The organism is Paenarthrobacter nicotinovorans (genome assembly GCF_007670255.1).
Lineage (GTDB): Bacteria > Actinomycetota > Actinomycetes > Actinomycetales > Micrococcaceae > Arthrobacter > Arthrobacter nicotinovorans_B.
Map to the genome: position 1 here is coordinate 79,706 of NZ_SZVS01000011.1, position 18,680 is coordinate 98,385.

General features: G+C 62.7%; 17 protein-coding genes. 6 read left to right on the forward strand and 11 right to left on the reverse strand.

Features of this window, described 5'->3' with window-relative positions; all coding sequences use genetic code 11:
- Positions 1 to 28: 28 nt before the first annotated feature.
- On the forward strand, positions 29 to 1,453 hold the full coding sequence (gene glnA / locus FDP28_RS16105) for a type I glutamate--ammonia ligase (RefSeq protein WP_144662551.1): 1,425 nt from the start codon (positions 29 to 31) through the stop codon (positions 1,451 to 1,453).
- A 71-nt stretch (positions 1,454 to 1,524) separates the two neighbouring features.
- On the opposite strand, the gene FDP28_RS16110 is transcribed toward glnA (FDP28_RS16105), so the two are convergent.
- The 4 genes from FDP28_RS16110 to glnA (FDP28_RS16125) all read right to left on the reverse strand — a co-directional run bounded on the left by FDP28_RS16110 (position 1,525) and on the right by glnA (FDP28_RS16125) (position 6,877).
- The gene (locus FDP28_RS16110) at positions 1,525 to 1,875 is read right to left on the reverse strand and encodes an MATH domain-containing protein (protein WP_144662552.1); all 351 of its coding nucleotides are present in this window, start codon (positions 1,873 to 1,875) and stop codon (positions 1,525 to 1,527) included.
- 75 nt (positions 1,876 to 1,950) lie between these two features.
- Positions 1,951 to 2,481, reverse strand: a complete 531-nt coding sequence (locus tag FDP28_RS16115) for a GNAT family N-acetyltransferase (protein WP_144662553.1) — start codon at positions 2,479 to 2,481, stop codon at positions 1,951 to 1,953.
- Between the two features lie 34 nt (positions 2,482 to 2,515).
- Complete coding sequence (locus FDP28_RS16120; protein ID WP_144662554.1) at positions 2,516 to 5,527, reverse strand: bifunctional [glutamine synthetase] adenylyltransferase/[glutamine synthetase]-adenylyl-L-tyrosine phosphorylase; 3,012 nt, start codon at positions 5,525 to 5,527, stop codon at positions 2,516 to 2,518.
- A gap of 9 nt (positions 5,528 to 5,536) precedes the next feature.
- The gene (gene glnA, locus FDP28_RS16125) at positions 5,537 to 6,877 is read right to left on the reverse strand and encodes a type I glutamate--ammonia ligase (RefSeq protein ID WP_144662555.1); all 1,341 of its coding nucleotides are present in this window, start codon (positions 6,875 to 6,877) and stop codon (positions 5,537 to 5,539) included.
- 190 nt (positions 6,878 to 7,067) lie between these two features.
- Between glnA (FDP28_RS16125) and panB the strand changes: the two genes are divergently transcribed.
- Positions 7,068 to 7,973 carry a 3-methyl-2-oxobutanoate hydroxymethyltransferase gene (gene panB / locus FDP28_RS16130; RefSeq protein ID WP_144662556.1) on the forward strand — a complete coding sequence of 302 codons (906 nt, stop codon included), beginning with the start codon at positions 7,068 to 7,070 and terminating at the stop codon, positions 7,971 to 7,973.
- Positions 7,974 to 8,013: 40 nt separating this feature from the next.
- Here panB and FDP28_RS16135 read toward each other — a convergent pair whose 3' ends face one another.
- Positions 8,014 to 8,178 (reverse strand): SPOR domain-containing protein, encoded by a 165-nt coding sequence (locus FDP28_RS16135; protein WP_144662557.1) that lies wholly within the window; start codon positions 8,176 to 8,178, stop codon positions 8,014 to 8,016.
- Positions 8,179 to 8,286: 108 nt separating this feature from the next.
- On the opposite strand from FDP28_RS16135, the gene map reads away from it, so the two are divergent.
- The 3 genes from map to FDP28_RS16150 all read left to right on the forward strand — a co-directional run bounded on the left by map (position 8,287) and on the right by FDP28_RS16150 (position 10,231).
- Positions 8,287 to 9,165, forward strand: a complete 879-nt coding sequence (gene map, locus FDP28_RS16140) for a type I methionyl aminopeptidase (protein WP_144662558.1) — start codon at positions 8,287 to 8,289, stop codon at positions 9,163 to 9,165.
- 72 nt (positions 9,166 to 9,237) lie between these two features.
- Positions 9,238 to 10,041 (forward strand): polyphosphate--glucose phosphotransferase, encoded by an 804-nt coding sequence (gene ppgK / locus FDP28_RS16145; RefSeq protein WP_144662628.1) that lies wholly within the window; start codon positions 9,238 to 9,240, stop codon positions 10,039 to 10,041.
- Positions 10,042 to 10,048: 7 nt separating this feature from the next.
- Positions 10,049 to 10,231 carry an SDR family oxidoreductase gene (locus FDP28_RS16150; RefSeq protein ID WP_260842502.1) on the forward strand — a complete coding sequence of 61 codons (183 nt, stop codon included), beginning with the start codon at positions 10,049 to 10,051 and terminating at the stop codon, positions 10,229 to 10,231.
- A gap of 61 nt (positions 10,232 to 10,292) precedes the next feature.
- On the opposite strand, the gene nrdR is transcribed toward FDP28_RS16150, so the two are convergent.
- The 3 genes from nrdR to FDP28_RS16165 form a co-directional block, all read right to left on the reverse strand.
- Entirely contained in the window at positions 10,293 to 10,796 is a 504-nt protein-coding gene (nrdR, locus tag FDP28_RS16155) for a transcriptional regulator NrdR (protein WP_144662559.1), read from the reverse strand.
- Between the two features lie 173 nt (positions 10,797 to 10,969).
- Complete coding sequence (gene hisD / locus FDP28_RS16160; RefSeq protein ID WP_144662560.1) at positions 10,970 to 12,328, reverse strand: histidinol dehydrogenase; 1,359 nt, start codon at positions 12,326 to 12,328, stop codon at positions 10,970 to 10,972.
- A 4-nt stretch (positions 12,329 to 12,332) separates the two neighbouring features.
- Positions 12,333 to 12,866 carry a hypothetical protein gene (locus FDP28_RS16165; protein ID WP_144662561.1) on the reverse strand — a complete coding sequence of 178 codons (534 nt, stop codon included), beginning with the start codon at positions 12,864 to 12,866 and terminating at the stop codon, positions 12,333 to 12,335.
- A 109-nt stretch (positions 12,867 to 12,975) separates the two neighbouring features.
- On the opposite strand from FDP28_RS16165, the gene FDP28_RS16170 reads away from it, so the two are divergent.
- Positions 12,976 to 13,476 (forward strand): flavin reductase family protein, encoded by a 501-nt coding sequence (locus FDP28_RS16170; protein WP_313955648.1) that lies wholly within the window; start codon positions 12,976 to 12,978, stop codon positions 13,474 to 13,476.
- A 49-nt stretch (positions 13,477 to 13,525) separates the two neighbouring features.
- On the opposite strand, the gene dnaE is transcribed toward FDP28_RS16170, so the two are convergent.
- From dnaE to lspA, 3 genes are read right to left on the reverse strand one after another with little or no spacing between them, the layout of a single operon-like run.
- Positions 13,526 to 17,083: a DNA polymerase III subunit alpha gene (dnaE, locus tag FDP28_RS16175; protein ID WP_144662562.1), complete on the reverse strand. Its 3,558-nt coding sequence runs from the start codon at positions 17,081 to 17,083 to the stop codon at positions 13,526 to 13,528.
- Between the two features lie 22 nt (positions 17,084 to 17,105).
- Positions 17,106 to 18,032 (reverse strand): RluA family pseudouridine synthase, encoded by a 927-nt coding sequence (locus FDP28_RS16180; protein ID WP_144662563.1) that lies wholly within the window; start codon positions 18,030 to 18,032, stop codon positions 17,106 to 17,108.
- The gene (gene lspA, locus FDP28_RS16185; RefSeq protein ID WP_144662564.1) at positions 18,025 to 18,621 is read right to left on the reverse strand and encodes a signal peptidase II; all 597 of its coding nucleotides are present in this window, start codon (positions 18,619 to 18,621) and stop codon (positions 18,025 to 18,027) included. Before lspA ends, FDP28_RS16180 begins: the two co-directional genes overlap by 8 nt.
- Between the last annotated feature and the right edge of the window lie 59 nt (positions 18,622 to 18,680).

Genomic DNA, 18,680 nt, shown 5'->3' on the forward strand with positions numbered 1-18,680 from the left:
TGTTACTTGATATGCATAAGGAGCATAGATGTTCAAGACTGCGGACGAAGTCCTCAAGTTCATCAAAGACGAAGACGTCAAATTCGTCGATATCCGCTTCACCGACCTTCCTGGCGTCCAGCAGCACTTCAACGTGCCGGCCAAGAGCGTTGACCTGGACTTCTTCGTCCACGGCCAGCTCTTCGACGGATCTTCCATCCGTGGCTTCCAGGGCATCGCCGAGTCGGACATGCAGCTCATCCCGGATGTAACCTCGGCCTTCATCGACACGTTCCGCATCGAGAAGACGCTTGCCCTGAACTTCTCCATCGTGAACCCGCGTACGGGTGACCCCTACCACCGTGACCCCCGTGGCGTGGCAGAGAAGGCAGAAGCCTACCTGGCATCCACCGGCATCGCCGACACCGCGTTCTTCGCTCCGGAAGCCGAATTCTTCGTCTTCGACAACATCCAGTACGAGTCCTCCCCGCAGGGCAGCTTCTACAAGATCGACTCCGAAGAAGCCCACTGGAACACCGGCCGCAAGGAAGAGGGCGGCAACCTCGGTTACAAGACCCCCGTCAAGGGCGGTTACTTCCCCGTGTCCCCCACCGACAAGCAGGCTGACCTCCGTGACGCCATGTGCGTTGAGCTGGACAAGGCAGGCCTTGAGGTCGAGCGCTCCCACCACGAAGTTGGTTCCGCCGGCCAGGCTGAGATCAACTACAAGTTCACCACGCTGACCGCAGCTGCTGATGACCTGCAGAAGTTCAAGTACGTCATCAAGAACACCGCTGACGCCTGGGGCAAGTCCGTAACGTTCATGCCGAAGCCGGTCTTCGGTGACAACGGCTCGGGCATGCACTGCCACCAGTCGCTGTGGAGCAACGGGGAACCCCTGTTCTACGACGAGAAGGGCTACGCCGGCCTCTCCGACACCGCCCGCTGGTACATCGGCGGCCTGCTGAAGCACGCTTCCGCCGTCCTGGCCTTCACCAACCCGACGGTCAACTCGTACCGCCGCCTGGTCAAGGGCTTCGAGGCCCCCGTCAACATGGTGTACTCGCAGGGCAACCGCTCCGCCGGTATCCGTATCCCGATCACGGGCACCAACCCGAAGGCCAAGCGCATCGAATTCCGCGCTCCGGACCCCTCGTCCAACCCGTACCTGGCCTTCGCTGCCCAGCTGATGGCCGGCATCGACGGCATCCGCAACCGCATTGAACCCCCGGCACCGATCGACAAGGACCTCTACGAGCTCCCGGCCGAGGAAGCCAAGGACATCCCCAAGGCTCCGGGTTCCCTGGAAGAGGCCCTGGAAGCCCTGCGCGAGGACAACGAGTTCCTGCAGGCCGGCGGTGTCTTCACCCAGGACCTGATCGACACCTGGATCGAGTACAAGTACGAGAACGAGATCCGCCCGCTGTCGCTGCGCCCGAACCCCTACGAGTTCGAGCTCTACTACGGCGTCTAAGCCCCAGGCTCATACACAAGAAGGCCAGCCCCTCCGCGAGGACGGGGCTGGCCTTCTTTTATGAGCAGGGATTATTCAGACTTGCCTTGCTCACGATCCCTGAGGTTCTTGGTGATGTCATCCAGTTTTTCTTTGACGAAGCTGGCCGCCTCGGAGAGACCCTTTTCCGCACTCCCCAGGGGATCGAGCTGCAAGTAGACCTTGTGGTCGATCGGCAGGTCGTACTCGTCCTTCAGATGGGTGCCGCCCCCGACGCCGTCGAGGGACAAATAGACGAGGGCTTCGGTCCGCGCAATGCCGGCAATGGTGCCAAAGACCACCGTGAAGTCATTGGGCTGAAAGCTGACCGATTGACCCACGTGGCGCCGGTCCAGTTCCCCGGCATTAACAGCTTTTTCAGTCGGGCTTCCGTTGTATTCCATGGACTTTCCCTCCGATTCGAGATCAGTGACAGTTGAATTCTATAAGGACCCTTAGTGTCGAAGGCAAAGTATGTGTCAGGGAAAGGCTTTATACATTGTCCTTTGCGGCCCTGAGTTGCCACCCAAGTAGCGTCCGGAGTCCACGAAGCCGGCTTTTGTGTAAGCGGCCAGCCCCGCCGGATTGCGCTCGTTGACGGACAGCACGACGCCGGTCTGCCCGCCGAGGTGCCGGGCGGTCAGCTTCCGGGCTTCTTCCACTGCGGCTTCGGCCGCCAGCTTGCCCAGCCCGCGGCCCTGCTTGAGAGAATCAATCAGGAATCCCCGCAGAAGCCAGACGGAATGATCATCCGGCCAGCCTGCGAGAGTGGCCGCGCCGGACTGCAGGGTCAGCACACCGACGGCGGTTCCCTCCGACTCGATGACATAGGGCAAACGCGACTCTTCTTCCAACGCGATAAGCATCATCCGCAGAGGCTCTCCGACGAAAGCCCGTTGGCTCTCCTCTATTGCCAACTCCGCGACGGCGCCCAGCTGGATGGCCCGGGCGTCGTCGTCGAGCATTTTGAGCGGAATCAACCACACATCATCGGCGGGCATATTCCACATCCTTCCATGGGAGTGGCACAACAGGTCTCCGGGCCTAATTGGCGTAGAACATCTTCTCGAAGACGGATCTGGCCCTGCGGCTCAGCCGCAGGTAGTGCTCTTCGAAGTGCCCGGCGTTACCGGGTGGGTACCCGCACCACCGCGCGACGGCTTCAAGGTCCTTGCGGGACGAGGGAAGGACATCGGAGGCGCGGCCGGTCACGATCACGTTGGCCGACCGGATACGACTGGCCAGACGCCACGCCTCACGGAGCAAAGCGGCGTCGTCCTTGCCGATGAATTCCAGTTCCTCGGCTGCAGCAAGGGCTTCCAGCGTTGAACTCGTCCGCAACTGCGGATGCTTGCCCGCATGCTGCAGCTGGATCAGCTGCACCAGCCACTCGACATCGCTCAGGCCACCTCGGCCAAGTTTGACGTGCCGTGCAGGGTCCGCCCCACGGGGCAGTCGTTCAGACTCCACGCGGGCCTTGATGCGCCTGATTTCGCGGACATCCTGTTCCTTGAGCTCCTCGGGGTACCGGATGGGGTCGATGAGCGCGACGAAGTCTGCCGCCAGTTCGTCCGAGCCGGCCATCGGGCGTGCACGCAGGAGGGCCTGGGACTCCCAGATGAGGGACCAACGGCGGTAGTACTCCGCATAGGAATCCAAGGACCGCACCATGGCGCCGTTCTTGCCCTCGGGCCGGAGGTCGGCGTCGACCATGAGCACCCGCTCAGCCATGATGGCAGGCTTGAGCGGCTGGGTGAGGAAGCTGGAGATCTTGGAGACGATCGCCGTCGCCTGTTCCTGTGCCTCGGCGTCACTGAAGCCGGGGCGGGCACGGTGAACGTACATCACGTCGGCGTCCGAACCGTAGCCGATTTCGCGGCCTCCCTGCCTACCCATGGCAACCACCAGGACGTCCGTCTTTAGGGGGCCCGAGTCGGCGACTACAGCCTCAGCCACATGCAGGGCTCCCAGCACGGCAGCACGGTCGGCTTCAGCCAAAGCGATCCCCACCGCATCCTGGTCGAGGAGCCCTGCGCTGTCGGCAATAGCGGTCCGCAGGATCTCCCGGCGCCGGATCAAGCGGATGAGCCGCATGGCGTTCTCAGGGTCCGGGTGCCTGGAGAGCTTGGACTGGATTTCCTGCCACTGTGCATCGAAGGGCACCGGGGCCAGCTCTTTGTCGCTGCCCAGCCACGCTACGGACTCGGGCGAGACTTCCAGCAGGTCCGAGATCAAGCGGGAGTTCGCCAGGACCTGGCACAAGCGCTCCGCCGCAGCCTGGGAATCACGGAGCAACCCGAGGTACCAGTGCGTGGTGCCAAGGGCTTCGCTGACCCGACGGAAAGCGAGCAGGCCCGCATCCGGATCAACGCCTTCGGCAAGCCAGCCCAAAAGGATCGGCAGCAACTGCCGCTGCAGCGCCGCCCGACGACTGACGCCCGCGGTCAGAGCCTCAATATGCCTCAAAGCTCCTTGGGGATCCAAATAGCCGAGTGCTGCAAGGCGGCCCTGGGCAGCTTCCGGGCTGAGCTTTGCCTCTTCGCTGCTTAGTTTGGCCGCAGTGTTGAGCAGCGGGCGGTAGAAGATCCGCTCATGCAGCTCCCGCACCGACTTTTTTGTTTTTTGCCAAGCACCCATCAACTGATCTGGATGGGGGCGTTCCTGGGAAAAGGGTCCCAGCACGGCTTTGGCCAGGAAACGCTGGGCATCCTCAGCCACCGGCATCAGGTGCGTGCGCCGCAGCTGGAACAGCTGGATCCGGTGTTCGAGCAAGCGGAGGTAGCGGTAGGCATTGTCGAAGGCTGCGGCGTCCGAGCGTCCGATATAGCCGCCGGCCGACAACGCGGCGATGGCCGACGTCGTGTCCTTGCACCGTAGGGACTCATCGGACTTGCCGTGAACCAGCTGCAACAACTGCACGGTGAACTCGACGTCCCGTAGTCCGCCGCGACCCAGTTTGATCTGGCGCTGCTCCTCGGACGCCGGTATGTAGTCCGTAACCCTCCGGCGCATGGCTTGGACGGACTCGACAAAACCCTCCCGGCCTGCAGAAGACCACACCAGGGGCTCCACGGCTTTTTCGTAACGCTGGCCCAGGTCCTGGTCGCCGGCGATGGTCCGGGCTTTGAGCAGAGCCTGGAATTCCCAGCTTTCGGCCCACCTGGCGTAGTAGCTCAAATGCGAAGCCAGCGTGCGAACAAGTGGACCCGATTTGCCCTCCGGACGGAGATTGGCGTCCACTTCCCACAGCCCAGGCTCGGCAGCGGACGATGAAATTGCCCGGGAAATGCCCGACGCCAGGGCAGTACCAATGGTGGACGCCCTCGCATCCTCCACTTCCTCGGACTCGATGACATAGATGACATCGACGTCCGAGATGTAGTTGAGCTCGCGGGCACCGCACTTGCCCATGCCGATGACGGCGAGTCCGACGTCGGCAATTTCGTCTGCGTCGTAGTGACCGGCCGCTTCGGCCCGGGACACTGCGAGGGCTGCCTCAATGGCAGCGCCAGCGAGGTCGGCCAGCTCGGCGCCAGCTGCGGGCATGAAATCCTGGGGCGAAGCCGCGCACAAGTCCTTGATGGCAAGTTCCGTAAGTCCCCGGCGATACGCCGTCCGCAAGGCAGCGTAGGCCGGCTGACCGGTGATGCCGGCCACCGGCCGATGGGATCCGGGCTCCGCCTTCACTGAGCGAAGCAACATGGCGCGAAGCTCGTCGCTCGAGGCCTGCATCGGCTCAGGGCTGACACGGGTGTCGAAGACGTCCAGGTGTTCGGGCCTGCGCATCAGGAACTCCCCCAGAGCTTCCGAGGCTCCCAGCAAGCGGTACAGCGGCTCACTGGTGTCCGGATCCGCTGCAGCCAGCTTCTTCAGTCCGGGGTTTTTCTCGATCAGACGAACCAAAGACTGCAGGGCCGTATCAGGACTGGCAGCCATGGAAAGTCCGGCAAACAGCGCGTCTTCGTCAATGCCCTCAAGTTCCGGAGCAGCGAGGAAGCGCTGCCCCTTCTCAAGGTCGCTGAAGCCGGCCGAAATGAGCCGTCGTGCAAGGCTCACTGACCCCGCCTAGAGAATGCCGAGATTGCGCTGCAACTCATACGGAGTGACCTGAAGCCTGTAGTCCTGCCACTCTGCCCGCTTGTTCCGGAGGAAGTGCTCAAAGACCTGTTCGCCCAGGATTTCCGCCACGAGCTCGGATTCCTCCATGGCGCGGATGGCATCGTGAAGGCTGGCAGGCAATGGCGCGTGCCCCATGGCTTTGCGCTCCGCGGTGGTCAGCGACCAGACGTCATCCTCTGCGGCGGCGGGAAGTTCATAGCCTTCTTCGATGCCCTTCAGACCCGCTCCAAGCAATACGGCATATGCGAGGTAAGGGTTGGTGGCCGAATCAATACCGCGGTATTCGATACGTGCCGACTGGCCCTTGCCGGGCTTGTACAGCGGCACGCGTACCAGTGCAGAACGGTTGTTGTGTCCCCAGCTCAGGTAGCTCGGCGCTTCGCCGCCGCCCCACAGCCGCTTGTAGGAGTTCACGAACTGGTTGGTGACAGCGGTGAACTCCGGAGCGTGCCTGAGGATGCCGGCGATGAACTGACGTGCAGTCTTGGACAACTGGAATTCCGCGCCCGCTTCGAAGAAAGCGTTGGTGTCGCCTTCGAACAGCGAGAAGTGCGTGTGCATGCCCGAACCCGGGTGGTCGGTGAAGGGCTTGGGCATGAAGGTGGCGTAGGTGCCTTGCTGGAGCGCAACTTCCTTAATGACTGTACGGAACGTCATGATGTTGTCCGCCGTCTGGAGGGCATCTGCGTAGCGCAGGTCGATCTCGTTCTGGCCCGGTCCGCCTTCATGGTGGCTGAACTCAACGGAGATGCCTACAGATTCAAGCATGGTGACTGCGGTACGCCGGAAGTCCTGGGCAACGCCACCGGGGACGTGGTCGAAATATCCGCCCTCATCCACGGGAACCGGGGCACCATCGGGACCAAGGTCCTTGGACTTGAGCAGGTAGAACTCGATTTCGGGGTGCGTGTAACAGGTGAAACCCATGTCCGCAGCCTTGGCCAGGGTCCGCTTGAGGACGTTGCGCGGGTCAGCGGCGGACGGTTCGCCGTCCGGCGTCAGGATGTCACAGAACATCCTCGAGGTCTGTTCGGTTTCACCGCGCCAAGGCAGGATCTGGAAAGTGGAGGGATCCGGCTGCGCCAGCATGTCGGATTCGAACACGCGGGCAAGGCCTTCGATGGCGGAGCCGTCAAAGCCGAGGCCCTCTTCAAAAGCGCCTTCAACTTCGGCCGGCGCCAGCGCCACCGATTTGAGCGAACCAACGACGTCGGTGAACCACAAGCGTACGAAGCGCACGTCACGCTCTTCGATTGTCCGCAGAACGAACTCTTGCTGGCGGTCCATAGGGCCTCTTTCCCGATTCGGTGTCAACGCCGCAGGTTTCATTGAATCGAAGCCACGGCAGCTCAGCCTTCACTCTACTAAGAGTTCACTGCTAATGCCGCAGCAGTAGCTGTGCGTAACACACCGTTTACATAAGGTGACGCTGGGCACAGTGCTGGCAGCCGTCGTCGGCACCGCTTAGGCTCTATCCATGGCCCCGATCAATCTTCCTGAGTCCAGCACGCCTGCCGAGGTTCCCGCCCCCTACGGAAGCGGCCCGGGAACCGGTCCGCAGACGCCCCCCGCGGCAGGCAGGAAGCCGGTCAGCCGGATACGGATCCACCACCTCCAGCAGGCCAAGGACAACGGCGAACGTTTCGCCATGCTGACGGCCTACGAGCAGTACACGGCAGAGATTTTTGACCAGGCCGGAATCGAAGTCCTCCTGGTGGGCGACTCCGCTTCCAACAATGTCTTCGGCAATGAGACCAGCCTGCCCGTTACCGTGGACGAATTGCTTCCCCTGACACGTGCCGTAAGCCGGGCCGCCAAGCGGGCGCTGGTCGTGGCAGACCTGCCCTTTGGCAGCTATGAGGTCTCCCCCGGCCAGGCCGTAGCCACCGGCGTGCGCTTCCTGAAAGAGGGCCTGGCGCATGCAGTGAAAATTGAGGGCACCGCGTACTACGCCGAGACTGTCAAAGCCATGGTCCAAGCCGGTATCCCTGTCATGGCCCACATCGGCTTCACCCCACAAAGTGAGCATTCCCTGGGCGGCTACCGTGTGCAGGGACGGGGCGATGACGCGAAGCGCTTGATCGATGACGCGGTTGCCCTCCAGGACGCCGGCGCCTTCAGCGTGCTCATGGAGATGGTCCCCGCGGAAGCGGCGGCTGCCATTGACGCTGCCTTGAGGGTACCGACAGTGGGCATCGGCGCAGGAAACCAAACCACCGGACAGGTCCTCGTGTGGCAGGACATGGCCGGGCTCCGGGGCGGAAAGATGGCGAAATTCGTCAAGCAATACGCCGACCTGCGCACTACCCTGACCAACGCCGCGGCCGCCTATGGCGAGGACGTCCGGTCCGGGCAGTTCCCCGGGCCGGAACACTCCTTCTAGCCTGGCGGCTCAAACGGCGCCGGCCTCGGTCGAGGCTGGCCTAATCGTCGTCCTGGGCATCCCAGGCGTCGTTGCGTGCTTTGACCTTTTCCAAGGCGTGCTCGGCCTCTTGCCGGGTTTTATACGGGCCAATCAGCTGGGTCCAATCGGACATGGCGTCCTCTTCGATCTCGTGCGTCTTGACGTTGTACCAGTACTCCGTCACGTCTCCTCCTCCTGGCTCGGGCCGTTGGACGCGTAACGTTGGCGCGGTCACAGTGACCTTGCCGCACATTGTTACTTACGTCTCGTGCGTGCCTTATATGATCAATCTATGCCTTCTCTTGCTTCGACCGCACCCATTGGCGCCCTCACCCCGGGAACCATCAGCCCTGAACGCTCCGTCCCCGCGTCGATTCCCCGGCCCGAGTACGTCGGGAAAAAGGCGCCGGCGAAGTTCACCGGCTCAGAGGTCAAGTCACCGGAGACCATCGAAAAGATCCGCAAGGCCAGCAAGATCGCGGCCCAAGCGATCGTCGAGGTAGGCAAGCACATTCAGCCAGGTGTCACCACGGACCAACTGGACAAGGTCGGCCACGAGTTCCTCCTCGACCACCAGGCGTACCCGTCCACCCTGGGATACCGGGGCTTTCCAAAGTCCCTCTGTTCCTCCCTCAACGAGGTCATTTGCCACGGCATCCCCGACTCCACGGTGGTCCAGGACGGGGACATCCTGAACATCGACATCACCGCGTTCATTGGCGGTGTCCATGGGGACACCAACTACACTTTCCTGGTTGGCGACGTGGACGAAGAGTCCCGTTTGCTGGTTGAGCGTACGCAGGAGTCGCTCAACCGGGCCATCAAGGCCGTGGCCCCGGGCCGCGAAATCAACGTAATCGGCCGGGCGATCCAGTCCTACGCCAAGCGCTTCGGCTATGGCGTGGTGCGGGACTTCACTGGCCACGGCGTGGGCGAAGCCTTTCACACAGGCCTCATCATTCCGCATTACGACGCAGCCCCGGCATACAACACCGTGATAGAGGCGGGCATGGTCTTCACCATCGAACCCATGCTCACCCTCGGCACCATCGAATGGGACATGTGGGCTGACGACTGGACAGTTGTCACCCGCGACCACAAACGAACGGCCCAATTCGAACACACGCTGCTGGTCACCGAGACCGGCGCGGAAATCCTGACCCTTCCCTAAGCTCTCCGGAAGGTCCACGCAGCCCGGCTGGCTGTGCCCTGCCCATCCCCTCCTGCCATGATCGGAAATGCATTGTCCAAGAAGGATGAGAAGACCCACAAGAACGCGCCGCTGATCGGTATCGACATCGGCGGTACCGGAATCAAGGGCGGCATCGTCGACCTGAAGAAGGGCAAGCTGATTGGCGACCGTTTCCGGGTTCCCACCCCGCAGCCGGCCACGCCCGAGGCCGTCGCCGATGTCGTTGCCGAGATCGTTGAGGAACTGTCCAAGCGTCCCGACGCGCCGGCAGCGGATTCCCCCGTGGGCGTTACTTTTCCCGGCATCATCCAGCACGGCGTGGTCCATTCAGCGGCCAATGTTGACAAGTCCTGGCTCGAAACAGACATCGACAAGAAGTTCACCCACCGCTTGGGCCGTCCCGTCGAGGTCATCAACGACGCCGACGCCGCAGGCCTCGCCGAAGCACGCTACGGCGCGGGCGAAGGTGTCGACGGCACGGTCCTGGTGATCACCCTCGGAACGGGCATCGGGTCGGCGTTCATCTTCAATGGCCAGTTGGTCCCCAACGCCGAGCTCGGCCACCTTGAGGTGGACGGACACGACGCCGAGACCAAGGCGTCCGCCGTCGCCCGCGAACGCGACGGCCTCAGCTGGGACGAGTACGGCGTGCTGCTCAACCGCTACCTCCAGCACGTGGAGTTCCTCTTCTCACCCGAACTTTTCATCGTGGGCGGCGGCATCTCCAAGCGTTCGGACGAGTACTTCCCCCACCTGGACCTCCGCACCAAGATCGTCACGGCAAAGTTGAAGAACGACGCGGGCATTGTTGGCGCAGCCCTGGAAGTTGCCCTGCACCACAAACTCGCCAAGTAGCTTGTCCATGGCCGGGGCAAGCGGCAGGGCACACGCTGTCGAGGCCGATGTCAGCTGCCCAACCGACGTCGAACGCTTGTTCGATGAAGCGTGCAGGTGGGGATCCGTGACGGCCGTTATCAACAATGCGGCCATCACGGGCAATCTGATCGGCCCCTTGGTGGACGTGCCCGTGGAAACAGGACGCTGATCCCCCGCGGGATGTGGTGCCGGTGGCGGCTGCGGCTTCCCCTCCGCTGCCGCCACCGGAGCTAGAGTTGGCTCGCCTCGGTGCCCTTGGGTTGCTTGCTGGCTGCTTTCGCGTGGCCAACATGTTCGTGGCGAAGCAGGGCAATGGCGGACTCGAAGTCTTCCAACGATTCAAAGGCCTGGTAGACGCTGGCGAAGCGGAGGTAGGCCACCTCATCGAGTTTGCGGAGCGGACCAAGAATGGCGAGCCCCACCTCATGGGCATCGATCTCGGCGGCCCCGGAAGAACGGATGTTCTCTTCCACTTCCTGCGCGAGCATGGCGAGATCGTCCTCTGTGACAGGCCGCCCCTGGCAGGCCTTGCGGACGCCGCTGATCACCTTGATGCGGCTGAACGGTTCACCGACGCCTGAGCGCTTGATGACCGAGAGGCTGGTAGTTTCCACGGTGGTGAAGCGACGGCCACACTCGGGGCATTGCCGGCGGCGGCGGATGGAAGAGCCGTCGTCCGCCATTCGGCTGTCGACGACGCGGGAATCAGGATTCCGGCAGAACGGACAATACACGCTGGGCCTCCCCTGACAACTCCGGCACGTGGGCCAACCGGCAAGCCGCCGGATACGCAAAAGGTGCCGGAAGATTCACTTCCGGCACCAGTTTACGTAGGTACCCGCGATAATGACAAGCTTGTAATTACTACATGTTGTGGTGGGCACCCTTATATGTAGTGGTTATCGCTCTACTGAAAGCGGATCCGGACAGCATCTCCATGGCCCGGGAGGTCTTCCGCCCCGGACAAGCTGACGATGTGCCCGCTGACCTGCTCCAAGGCAGCGCGGTTGTAGTTGATCACCTGCACTGCGCGCAGGAAGGTGGTCACGTTCAGCCCGGAAGAGAACGCCGCAGTGCCACTGGTGGGCAGCACGTGGTTGGATCCGGCGCAGTAGTCGCCCAGGCTGACCGGGCTGTAATCCCCCACGAAGATCGCTCCGGCGTTGTGGATGCGGGCAGCCACCGCTGCGGCATCCGCCGTCATGATTTCCAGGTGCTCCGCGGCATACGCATTGCAGACCGCGATCCCCTGCTCAAGGTCATCCACCAGGACCACGCCCGACTGTGGGCCGGACAAAGCCTCCAGGACACGGGCGCTGTGCTTGGTCTGGAGGGCTTGCCGTTCCAGCTCACGGACGACGGCGTCAGCCAGCTCCGCGGAATCGGTCACCAGGACCGAAGCTGCTTTGGGATCGTGCTCGGCCTGGCTGATCAGGTCCGCCGCCACCAGTGGCGGCTGGGCGGTGGAATCGGCGAGGATGGCGATCTCCGTGGTTCCCGCCTCCGAGTCGATGCCCACCACGCCCTTGACCAGGCGCTTTGCCGTGGCGACGAAGATGTTGCCCGGACCAGTAACGACGTCGACGGGCTCGATGGGCAATTCGTCCCCGGAACCCGGGATGCCGTAGGCAAACGACACGATGGCCTGCGCGCCACCGATCGCGTAAACCTCGTCAATGCCCAGAAGCTTGGCTGCTGCGAGGATCGTGGGGTGCGGCAGTCCGCCAAAATCCTTCTGCGGCGGTGACGCCAAGGCGATGGATTCGACGCCGGCAGCCACAGCGGGAACGACGTTCATGATGACGGAGGAAGCCAAGGGAGCGAGACCGCCGGGCACGTAGAGACCCACCCGGCCTACCGGGATCCAGTTCTGGCTCACAACGGCGCCGTCCCCGAGGGATACGTCCACACTGGCGGGGCGCTGGCGGTCGGCGAACTGCCGGGCCCTGCTGATCGACTCTTCCAGGGCCGCCCGTACGTCCGGATCAAGCCCGGCCAGGGCCTCGTCCAGCGCTTCCCGAGACACCCGGGGGTGGGACTGTTCCACGCCGTCGAACTTACTGGCCAGCTCCGTCAGCGCGCTGAAGCCGCGGGTGCGGACAGCGGAAATAATGTCCTGGACCTTCTGTTCCGCATCCGCCATGGTCTGATGGCGCGCCCTGGGAACAGCTGCACGGAGTTCCGCCAGGGACAGGCGGCGGCCCCGGAAGTCAATGCTCCGGAAGTTAAGGGCGGCTGGGGCGGAAGTATCGGAGGAAGTGGTCACCCGGCTATTTTACGGGCTTCTTGGAAAGAACCCCGAACAGTGACAGGACGAAGGTGACAAAGGACGTCGCACCGGTCCACAGCAACAGCACGGCATAGGACCGGAGGGTAAAGCCGTACCCCGGGCCAAGGCTGGGGTTGGGCGGAGGCCCCCACAGCTGTGCCGCGAGCAGGCCGGTAAGCCAAGCGGTGAGCGCACCCGCCACACCTCCCAGCAGTGCGTATACCAACCGGCGCCGCGCGGCTGCTCCTTCGAGCTTTCCGTCGAGCAGGAGCCCCACGACGCACCCGGCCACCAGCATGAGGGCCGCCAGGACCAAGTCGCGCGGCAGCCATGACGAGGGGTTGTCGGGGTTCGACAGATCGGGATTTCCGGAAATGAGATTAAGACCGCCCGGAGCCATCAGCCACCACAACAGGCCGACGACAAGTCCGGCAACCGCAGGCAGAACCAGCCAAAGGAAGTCCCTTCCCGCGCGTGATCCGGGGGCCGGAGCCGGTTGGGAAACAGTCGGAAGGTTCACAAGGGGCTCGGTCATGCAACCCAGATTAACAAAGGTTTACGCTGGCCCGGCAAAAAGAGGGAACCGGCGCCCGGGAGGAATACTCTGGGAGAAGAGTACGAGCCCACCCCAGGAGAACACCACCGTGGCAAGCGAACCATCCGGCTTTGAACAGACTTTCAGGGAAATGTTCCGCAGGCACGCCGCCGGAGTTGCCATCATCACGGCCAATCTCAACGGCAAACCCTTCGGATTTACCGCGACGTCGGTGGCCTCATTGTCCGCCGAGCCACCCCGCTTCACCTTCAACATGGCCAGGAGTTCCAGTTCATGGCCTGCCGTGGCAAACGCGGAATACATCGGCGTCCACATGCTCGGGCTCGAAAACCAGGCATTGGCCAACAGGTTCGCCCGCACCCGCGACCGCTTCGAAGGCGATCATTGGGAACCAGGTCCCCACGACGTGCCGATCCTCAAGGACGTCAGCGGGTGGCTGGTCGGCAAGATCCAGATGCGCTTGTCTTTTGAGAACAATGCAGTGGTCGTAGTGGAGGTAGTGGATGGCCAGGTGGGCGGAGACGGTGCACCGCTGCTGTACCACAGCGGCGCCTACAGCAAGCCGGCTCCGCTGGACTACGAAATTTAGCGCAGCCCAGCGGAGGTGCAGCGGCGCGGGGACCCGGCCTGCCTTGGTTTCAATGGTCCAGGCAGGCCGGCCCAAGCAGGACCTTGAGGTCTCCAAAGAGCGACGGACTGGGATTCACCCGAAGATGCACGGGCAATCCCATGACCTCTACCTTGGTATCGCCCATCAGCTTCAGCCTGACCTCTGAATTCCCTCGGTGCGTCCGGAGGACATCCCGCAGGTCCGTGACCACTGCTTCAGTGGCTTTGAACGTGGGGATGGTGATGACCACGGGGCCGTTGACGCTTTCACTCAGATCGGGCACCGAGAGTTCCATGCAGTTCAGGGTCACTGCGCCATCGTCCCGCCGCTGCAGGCGGCCCTTGACCACTACGATCAAGTCTTCAGCCAGGACGGAGGCGATAGGCCCGTAGACCTGGCCAAAGAACATGACCTCCATTGAAGCCCCAAGGTCCTCAATCTCCGCCCGGGCGTAGGCGTTGCCGCTGGCCTTTGCGATCCTTCTGCTCAAGGAGGTGATCATCCCCGCAATGGTGACAATGGCGCCGTCGTGCGGTCCGTCCTCGGCGATGATCGACGCAATGGACTGTTCGGCGTGCTGGCTCAGGACCCCCTCCAGCCCCTGCAGGGGGTGGTCCGACACGTACAGGCCCAACATATCCCGTTCGAAGGAAAGCTTGTCCTTCTTGTCCCATTCGGGCAGATCGGGAATCTCCGTGGTGAGCGAAGCTTCCGGCTCCTGGTCTTCAAACCCGGCAAAGAGATCGAACTGGCCAATCGCCTCATTGCGTTTGAGCGTAATGACCGAATCGATGGCTTCTTCGTGGACCATCGCCAGGGCCCTGCGATGGTGGCCGAGGGAATCGAAGGCGCCGGCTTTGATCAGCGATTCGATGGTCCGCTTGTTGCAGACCACGGCAGGGACCTTCAGGAGGAAGTCCTTGAAGGACGTGTACTTCCCCTCGGTCGCCCGGGTGGAGACCATCGCGTCCACGACGTTGACGCCAACGTTGCGAATGGCGCCCATGCCGAAGCGGATGTCCTGGCCCACCGGGGTGAAGTTCAAGGACGATTCGTTGACGTCCGGCGGCAGCACGGTGATGCCCATGCGGCGGCACTCGTTGAGGTAGATCGCGGACTTGTCCTTGTCGTCGCCCACCGAGGTCAGGAGGGCGGCCATGTACTCCGGCGCGTAGTGCGCCTTCAGGTAGGCCGTCCAGTAGGAAATCACCCCGTAGGCGGCCGAGTGCGCCTTGTTGAAGGCGTAGTCGGAGAACGGAAGGAGAATATCCCACAGGGTCTTGACGGCCTCCATGGAGTAGCCGTTGTCCTGCATGCCTTGGGAGAACCCGGCGAACTGCTTGTCCAGTTCGGACTTCTTCTTCTTACCCATGGCACGCCGAAGGATATCTGCCTGGCCCAGCGAGTAGCCGGCCAGCTTCTGCGCCACGGCCATGACCTGCTCTTGGTAGACGATCAGGCCGAAGGTGCCGCCCAGGATCTCTTTGAGCGGTTCCTCAAGCTCCGGGTGGATCGGGATGACCTCCTGGATGCCGTTCTTGCGCAAGGCGTAGTCCGTATGGGCGTTGGCGCCCATGGGACCTGGCCGGTACAGGGCAAGGACTGCGGAGATGTCTTCGAAGTTGTCAGGCTTCATGAGCTTCAGCAGCGACCGCATGGGACCGCCGTCGAGCTGGAACACGCCCAGGGTGTCGCCGCGGGCCAGAAGCTCGTAGGACGCTGCGTCGTCCAGCTCAAGTGTCTCGAGGTCGAGTTCAATGCCCCGGTTCATCTTGATGTTTTCCAGGGCGTCCGAAATGATCGTCAGGTTTCGCAGGCCCAGGAAGTCCATCTTGATCAGGCCAAGGCCCTCGGACGTGGGGTAATCGAACTGGGTGATGACCTGGCCGTCCTGGAACCGGCGCATGATCGGAATGACGTCGATGATGGGATCCGAGGACATGATCACACCGGCAGCGTGGACACCCCATTGGCGCTTCAGGCCCTCGATGCCAAGCGCAGTCTCGAAGACCTTGGCGGCCTCAGGGTCCGTGGCGATGAGCTGGCGGAAGTCCCCCGCCTCGCTGTAACGCTTTGACTCGGGATTCTGGATGTCCGCGAGGGGGATGTCCTTGGCCATGACGGCAGGCGGAAGGGCCTTGGTCAGCGTCTCGCCCATGCTGAACGGGTAACCAAGCACACGCGAAGAGTCCTTCAGCGCCTGCTTGGTCTTGATGGTTCCATAGGTCACGATCATCGCCACGCGTTCGTCACCGTACTTCTTGGTGACGTAGTCGATCACTTCCGAGCGGCGACGATCATCGAAGTCGACGTCAAAGTCGGGCATGGAAACGCGGTCGGGGTTAAGGAAGCGTTCGAAGATCAGGCCGTGCTGGAGCGGGTCGAGGTCGGTGATCCTCATGGCGTAAGCCACCATGGAGCCTGCACCGGAACCACGGCCCGGACCTACGCGGATGCCGTTGTTCTTGGCCCAGTTGATGAAGTCGGCCACCACGAGGAAGTATCCGGGGAAGCCCATGGACGTGATGACGCCGAGCTCATAATCGGCCTGCTTGCGTACCTTGTCCGGGATTCCGTTGGGGTACCGGTACTTCAGTCCCGCATCGACCTCCTTGACCAGCCAGGAGGTTTCGTCCTCTCCTGGCGGGCAAGGGAAGCGGGGCATATAGTTGGCGCCGGTGTTGAAGGACACTTCGCAACGCTCCGCGATCAGGAGCGTGTTGTCGCAGGCTTCGGGATGGTCACGGAACAGCTCCCGCATTTCCTGCGGAGATTTCAGGTAGTAACCACTGCCCGAGAAGGCGAAGCGCGAACCGCCGTTGTCGTACGTAGGCTCAAGCAACGTGGAACCGGATTGGATGGCCAGCAAGGCCTCGTGCGCCTTGGCGTCGTGTTCGTGGGTGTAGTGGAGGTCGTTGGTGGCGACCAGAGGGAGGTTAAGTTCCTTCGCCAGGCGGAGCAGGTCTCCGGTGACACGCCTTTCAATGTCCAGGCCGTGGTCCATCAACTCGCAGTAATAGTTTTCCGCGCCGAAGATGTCCCGGAACTCCGCGGCGGCTTCGACGGCCTCCCGGTAGAGCCCCAGGCGAAGCTTGGTCTGCACCTCACCCGACGGGCATCCCGTGGTGGCAATGAGTCCTTCGGAGTAGGTGTTGAGCAGCTCCCGGTCCAGGCGGGGCCACTTGCCGAAGACAGAATCCAGGGAGGCAATGGAGGAGGCCCGGAACAGGTTCCTCATACCCACGTTGTTGTAGCTCAGCAACGTCATGTGGGTGTAGGAACCGCCACCGGATACGTCGTCCTTGCGCTGGCTTTCGTCGCCCCACCTGACGCGTTCTTTGTCGCCGCGCGCCGTCCCGGGAGTTACATAGGCTTCGACGCCGATGATCGGCTTGATGCCCTTGTCCGTGGCCTTGCGCCAGAAGTCGAAGGCGCCGAAGAGGTAACCATGGTCCGTGGTGGCCAAGGCCGGCATGCCCAAGCGCTCAGTTTCGTCGAACAACTCCCCCAGCCGGGCCGCTCCATCCAGCATGGAGTATTCGGTGTGGGTGTGAAGGTGGACGAACGAATCATTGCTGGAAGTCACCACGACAGTCTACCGTCCCGGGCTAGGCGGACCCTGTTGCCAGAAGGTCCAAGGCGTACTGGAGATCGGCCGGATAGTCGCTGACAACCTCCACCCATTCGCCCGTGCGAGGGTGGGTGAAGCCAAGCTGGCGGGCATGCAGCCATTGCCGGGTCAATCCAAGGGTCGCGGCCAGGCGGGGGTCGGCCCCGTAGGTGAGATCTCCGGCACACGGGTGGCGCAAAGCGGAGAAGTGGACCCTGATCTGGTGGGTGCGACCCGTCTCCAGGTGCACTTCGACCAAGGTCGCCTTGCCGAAGGCCTCCAAAACCTCATAGTGGGTGACGGACGGCCGACCGTCCTCGATAACCGCGAACCGCCAGTCATGGCCGGGGTGGCGGCCAATGGGCGCATCAATGGTGCCTACCAGCGGGTCGGGCAGGCCCTGCACGACGGCGTGATAGACCTTCTCGACGGTACGTTCCTTGAAGGCCTTCTTCAGCACCGTGTAGGCGTGCTCAGTCTTCGCCACCACCATGACACCGGAGGTCCCGACGTCGAGCCTGTGGACAATGCCCGCCCGCTCAGTGGCGCCGGAGGTGGAGATACGATAACCGGCACCCGCGAGGCCGCCAACCACCGTCGGCCCAACCCAGCCCGGAGAGGGGTGCGCTGCAACTCCCACAGGTTTGTCGATGACAACAAAGTCCTCATCGTCCAGCAGGATCTTCAGGCCTTCCACAACTTCCTCCACCACTTCAAGGGGGTCACGACGCTCGGGAACCGTGACGTCCAACACGGCGCCGGCAGTAAGCTTTGCCGATTTGCCCAAGGCCGCACCACCACTGGTGACATTGCCTTCAGCTATCAGCAGTGCTGCGGCGGACCTGGAGATGTCCAGCAACCGGGCCAGCCCGGCATCGGCACGGACGCCCGCCAGCTCGTCGGGTACTACGACGGAATTACTCACCGGCGCCACTCCCACCGGCCGGCTTCCTGTCCGAGGCAGGCTTGGCTGCCACGTGCCGGCTTCCGTCCATGCCGATCCCCCGCAGGGTGAGCAGGCAGATGATGACGACGCCGGATACCACCGCTGAGTCAGCGATGTTGAAGATGGCGAAATTGGGCAACTGGATGAAGTCGACAACGTGGCCCATCGCGAAAGAGGGTTCGCGGAACAAGCGGTCGGTCAGGTTGCCGAGGGCACCGCCCAAAAGCAGGCCCAGGGACAACGCCCACCAGGCCGATCCCAGCTTACGAAGCTGGAAGAGAATTGCCACGGAGACAGCGGCCATGACGATGGTGAATATCCACGTCACATTTTCGCCGATGGAAAATGCTGCGCCGGAATTCCTGATGTAGTACCAGTGCAGCAGCGGGGGCAGGACCGGGATACGCTCCCCCTCGGTCATTGTGCTGGTCACCCAGAGCTTGGTGAGCTGGTCAAACGTGTACGCGAACGCGGCGAAGCCGGCAAAGAGCCAGAGCATGGCCGGACGCCACTTCCGCCGCGCGTTGGGCGCAGCCTGCGAGGCGTCATCGCTAAGGTCGTCTGTCATAGTGCTTTCATTCGGGAGGCGTGGCGGGCTGCTTCTTGGCGCGGTTGTCCGCCTTGGGC

Coding starts and splice junctions, on each gene's coding strand:
- glnA (WP_144662551.1), top strand. CDS start 29: ATGTTCAAGACTGCGGACGAAGTCCTCAAGTTCATCAAAGACGAAGAC.
- FDP28_RS16110 (WP_144662552.1), bottom strand. CDS start 1,875: ATGGAATACAACGGAAGCCCGACTGAAAAAGCTGTTAATGCCGGGGAA.
- FDP28_RS16115 (WP_144662553.1), bottom strand. CDS start 2,481: ATGTGGAATATGCCCGCCGATGATGTGTGGTTGATTCCGCTCAAAATG.
- glnA (WP_144662555.1), bottom strand. CDS start 6,877: ATGGACCGCCAGCAAGAGTTCGTTCTGCGGACAATCGAAGAGCGTGAC.
- panB (WP_144662556.1), top strand. CDS start 7,068: ATGGCCCCGATCAATCTTCCTGAGTCCAGCACGCCTGCCGAGGTTCCC.
- map (WP_144662558.1), top strand. CDS start 8,287: ATGCCTTCTCTTGCTTCGACCGCACCCATTGGCGCCCTCACCCCGGGA.
- FDP28_RS16150 (WP_260842502.1), top strand. CDS start 10,049: ATGGCCGGGGCAAGCGGCAGGGCACACGCTGTCGAGGCCGATGTCAGC.
- FDP28_RS16165 (WP_144662561.1), bottom strand. CDS start 12,866: ATGACCGAGCCCCTTGTGAACCTTCCGACTGTTTCCCAACCGGCTCCG.
- lspA (WP_144662564.1), bottom strand. CDS start 18,621: ATGACAGACGACCTTAGCGATGACGCCTCGCAGGCTGCGCCCAACGCG.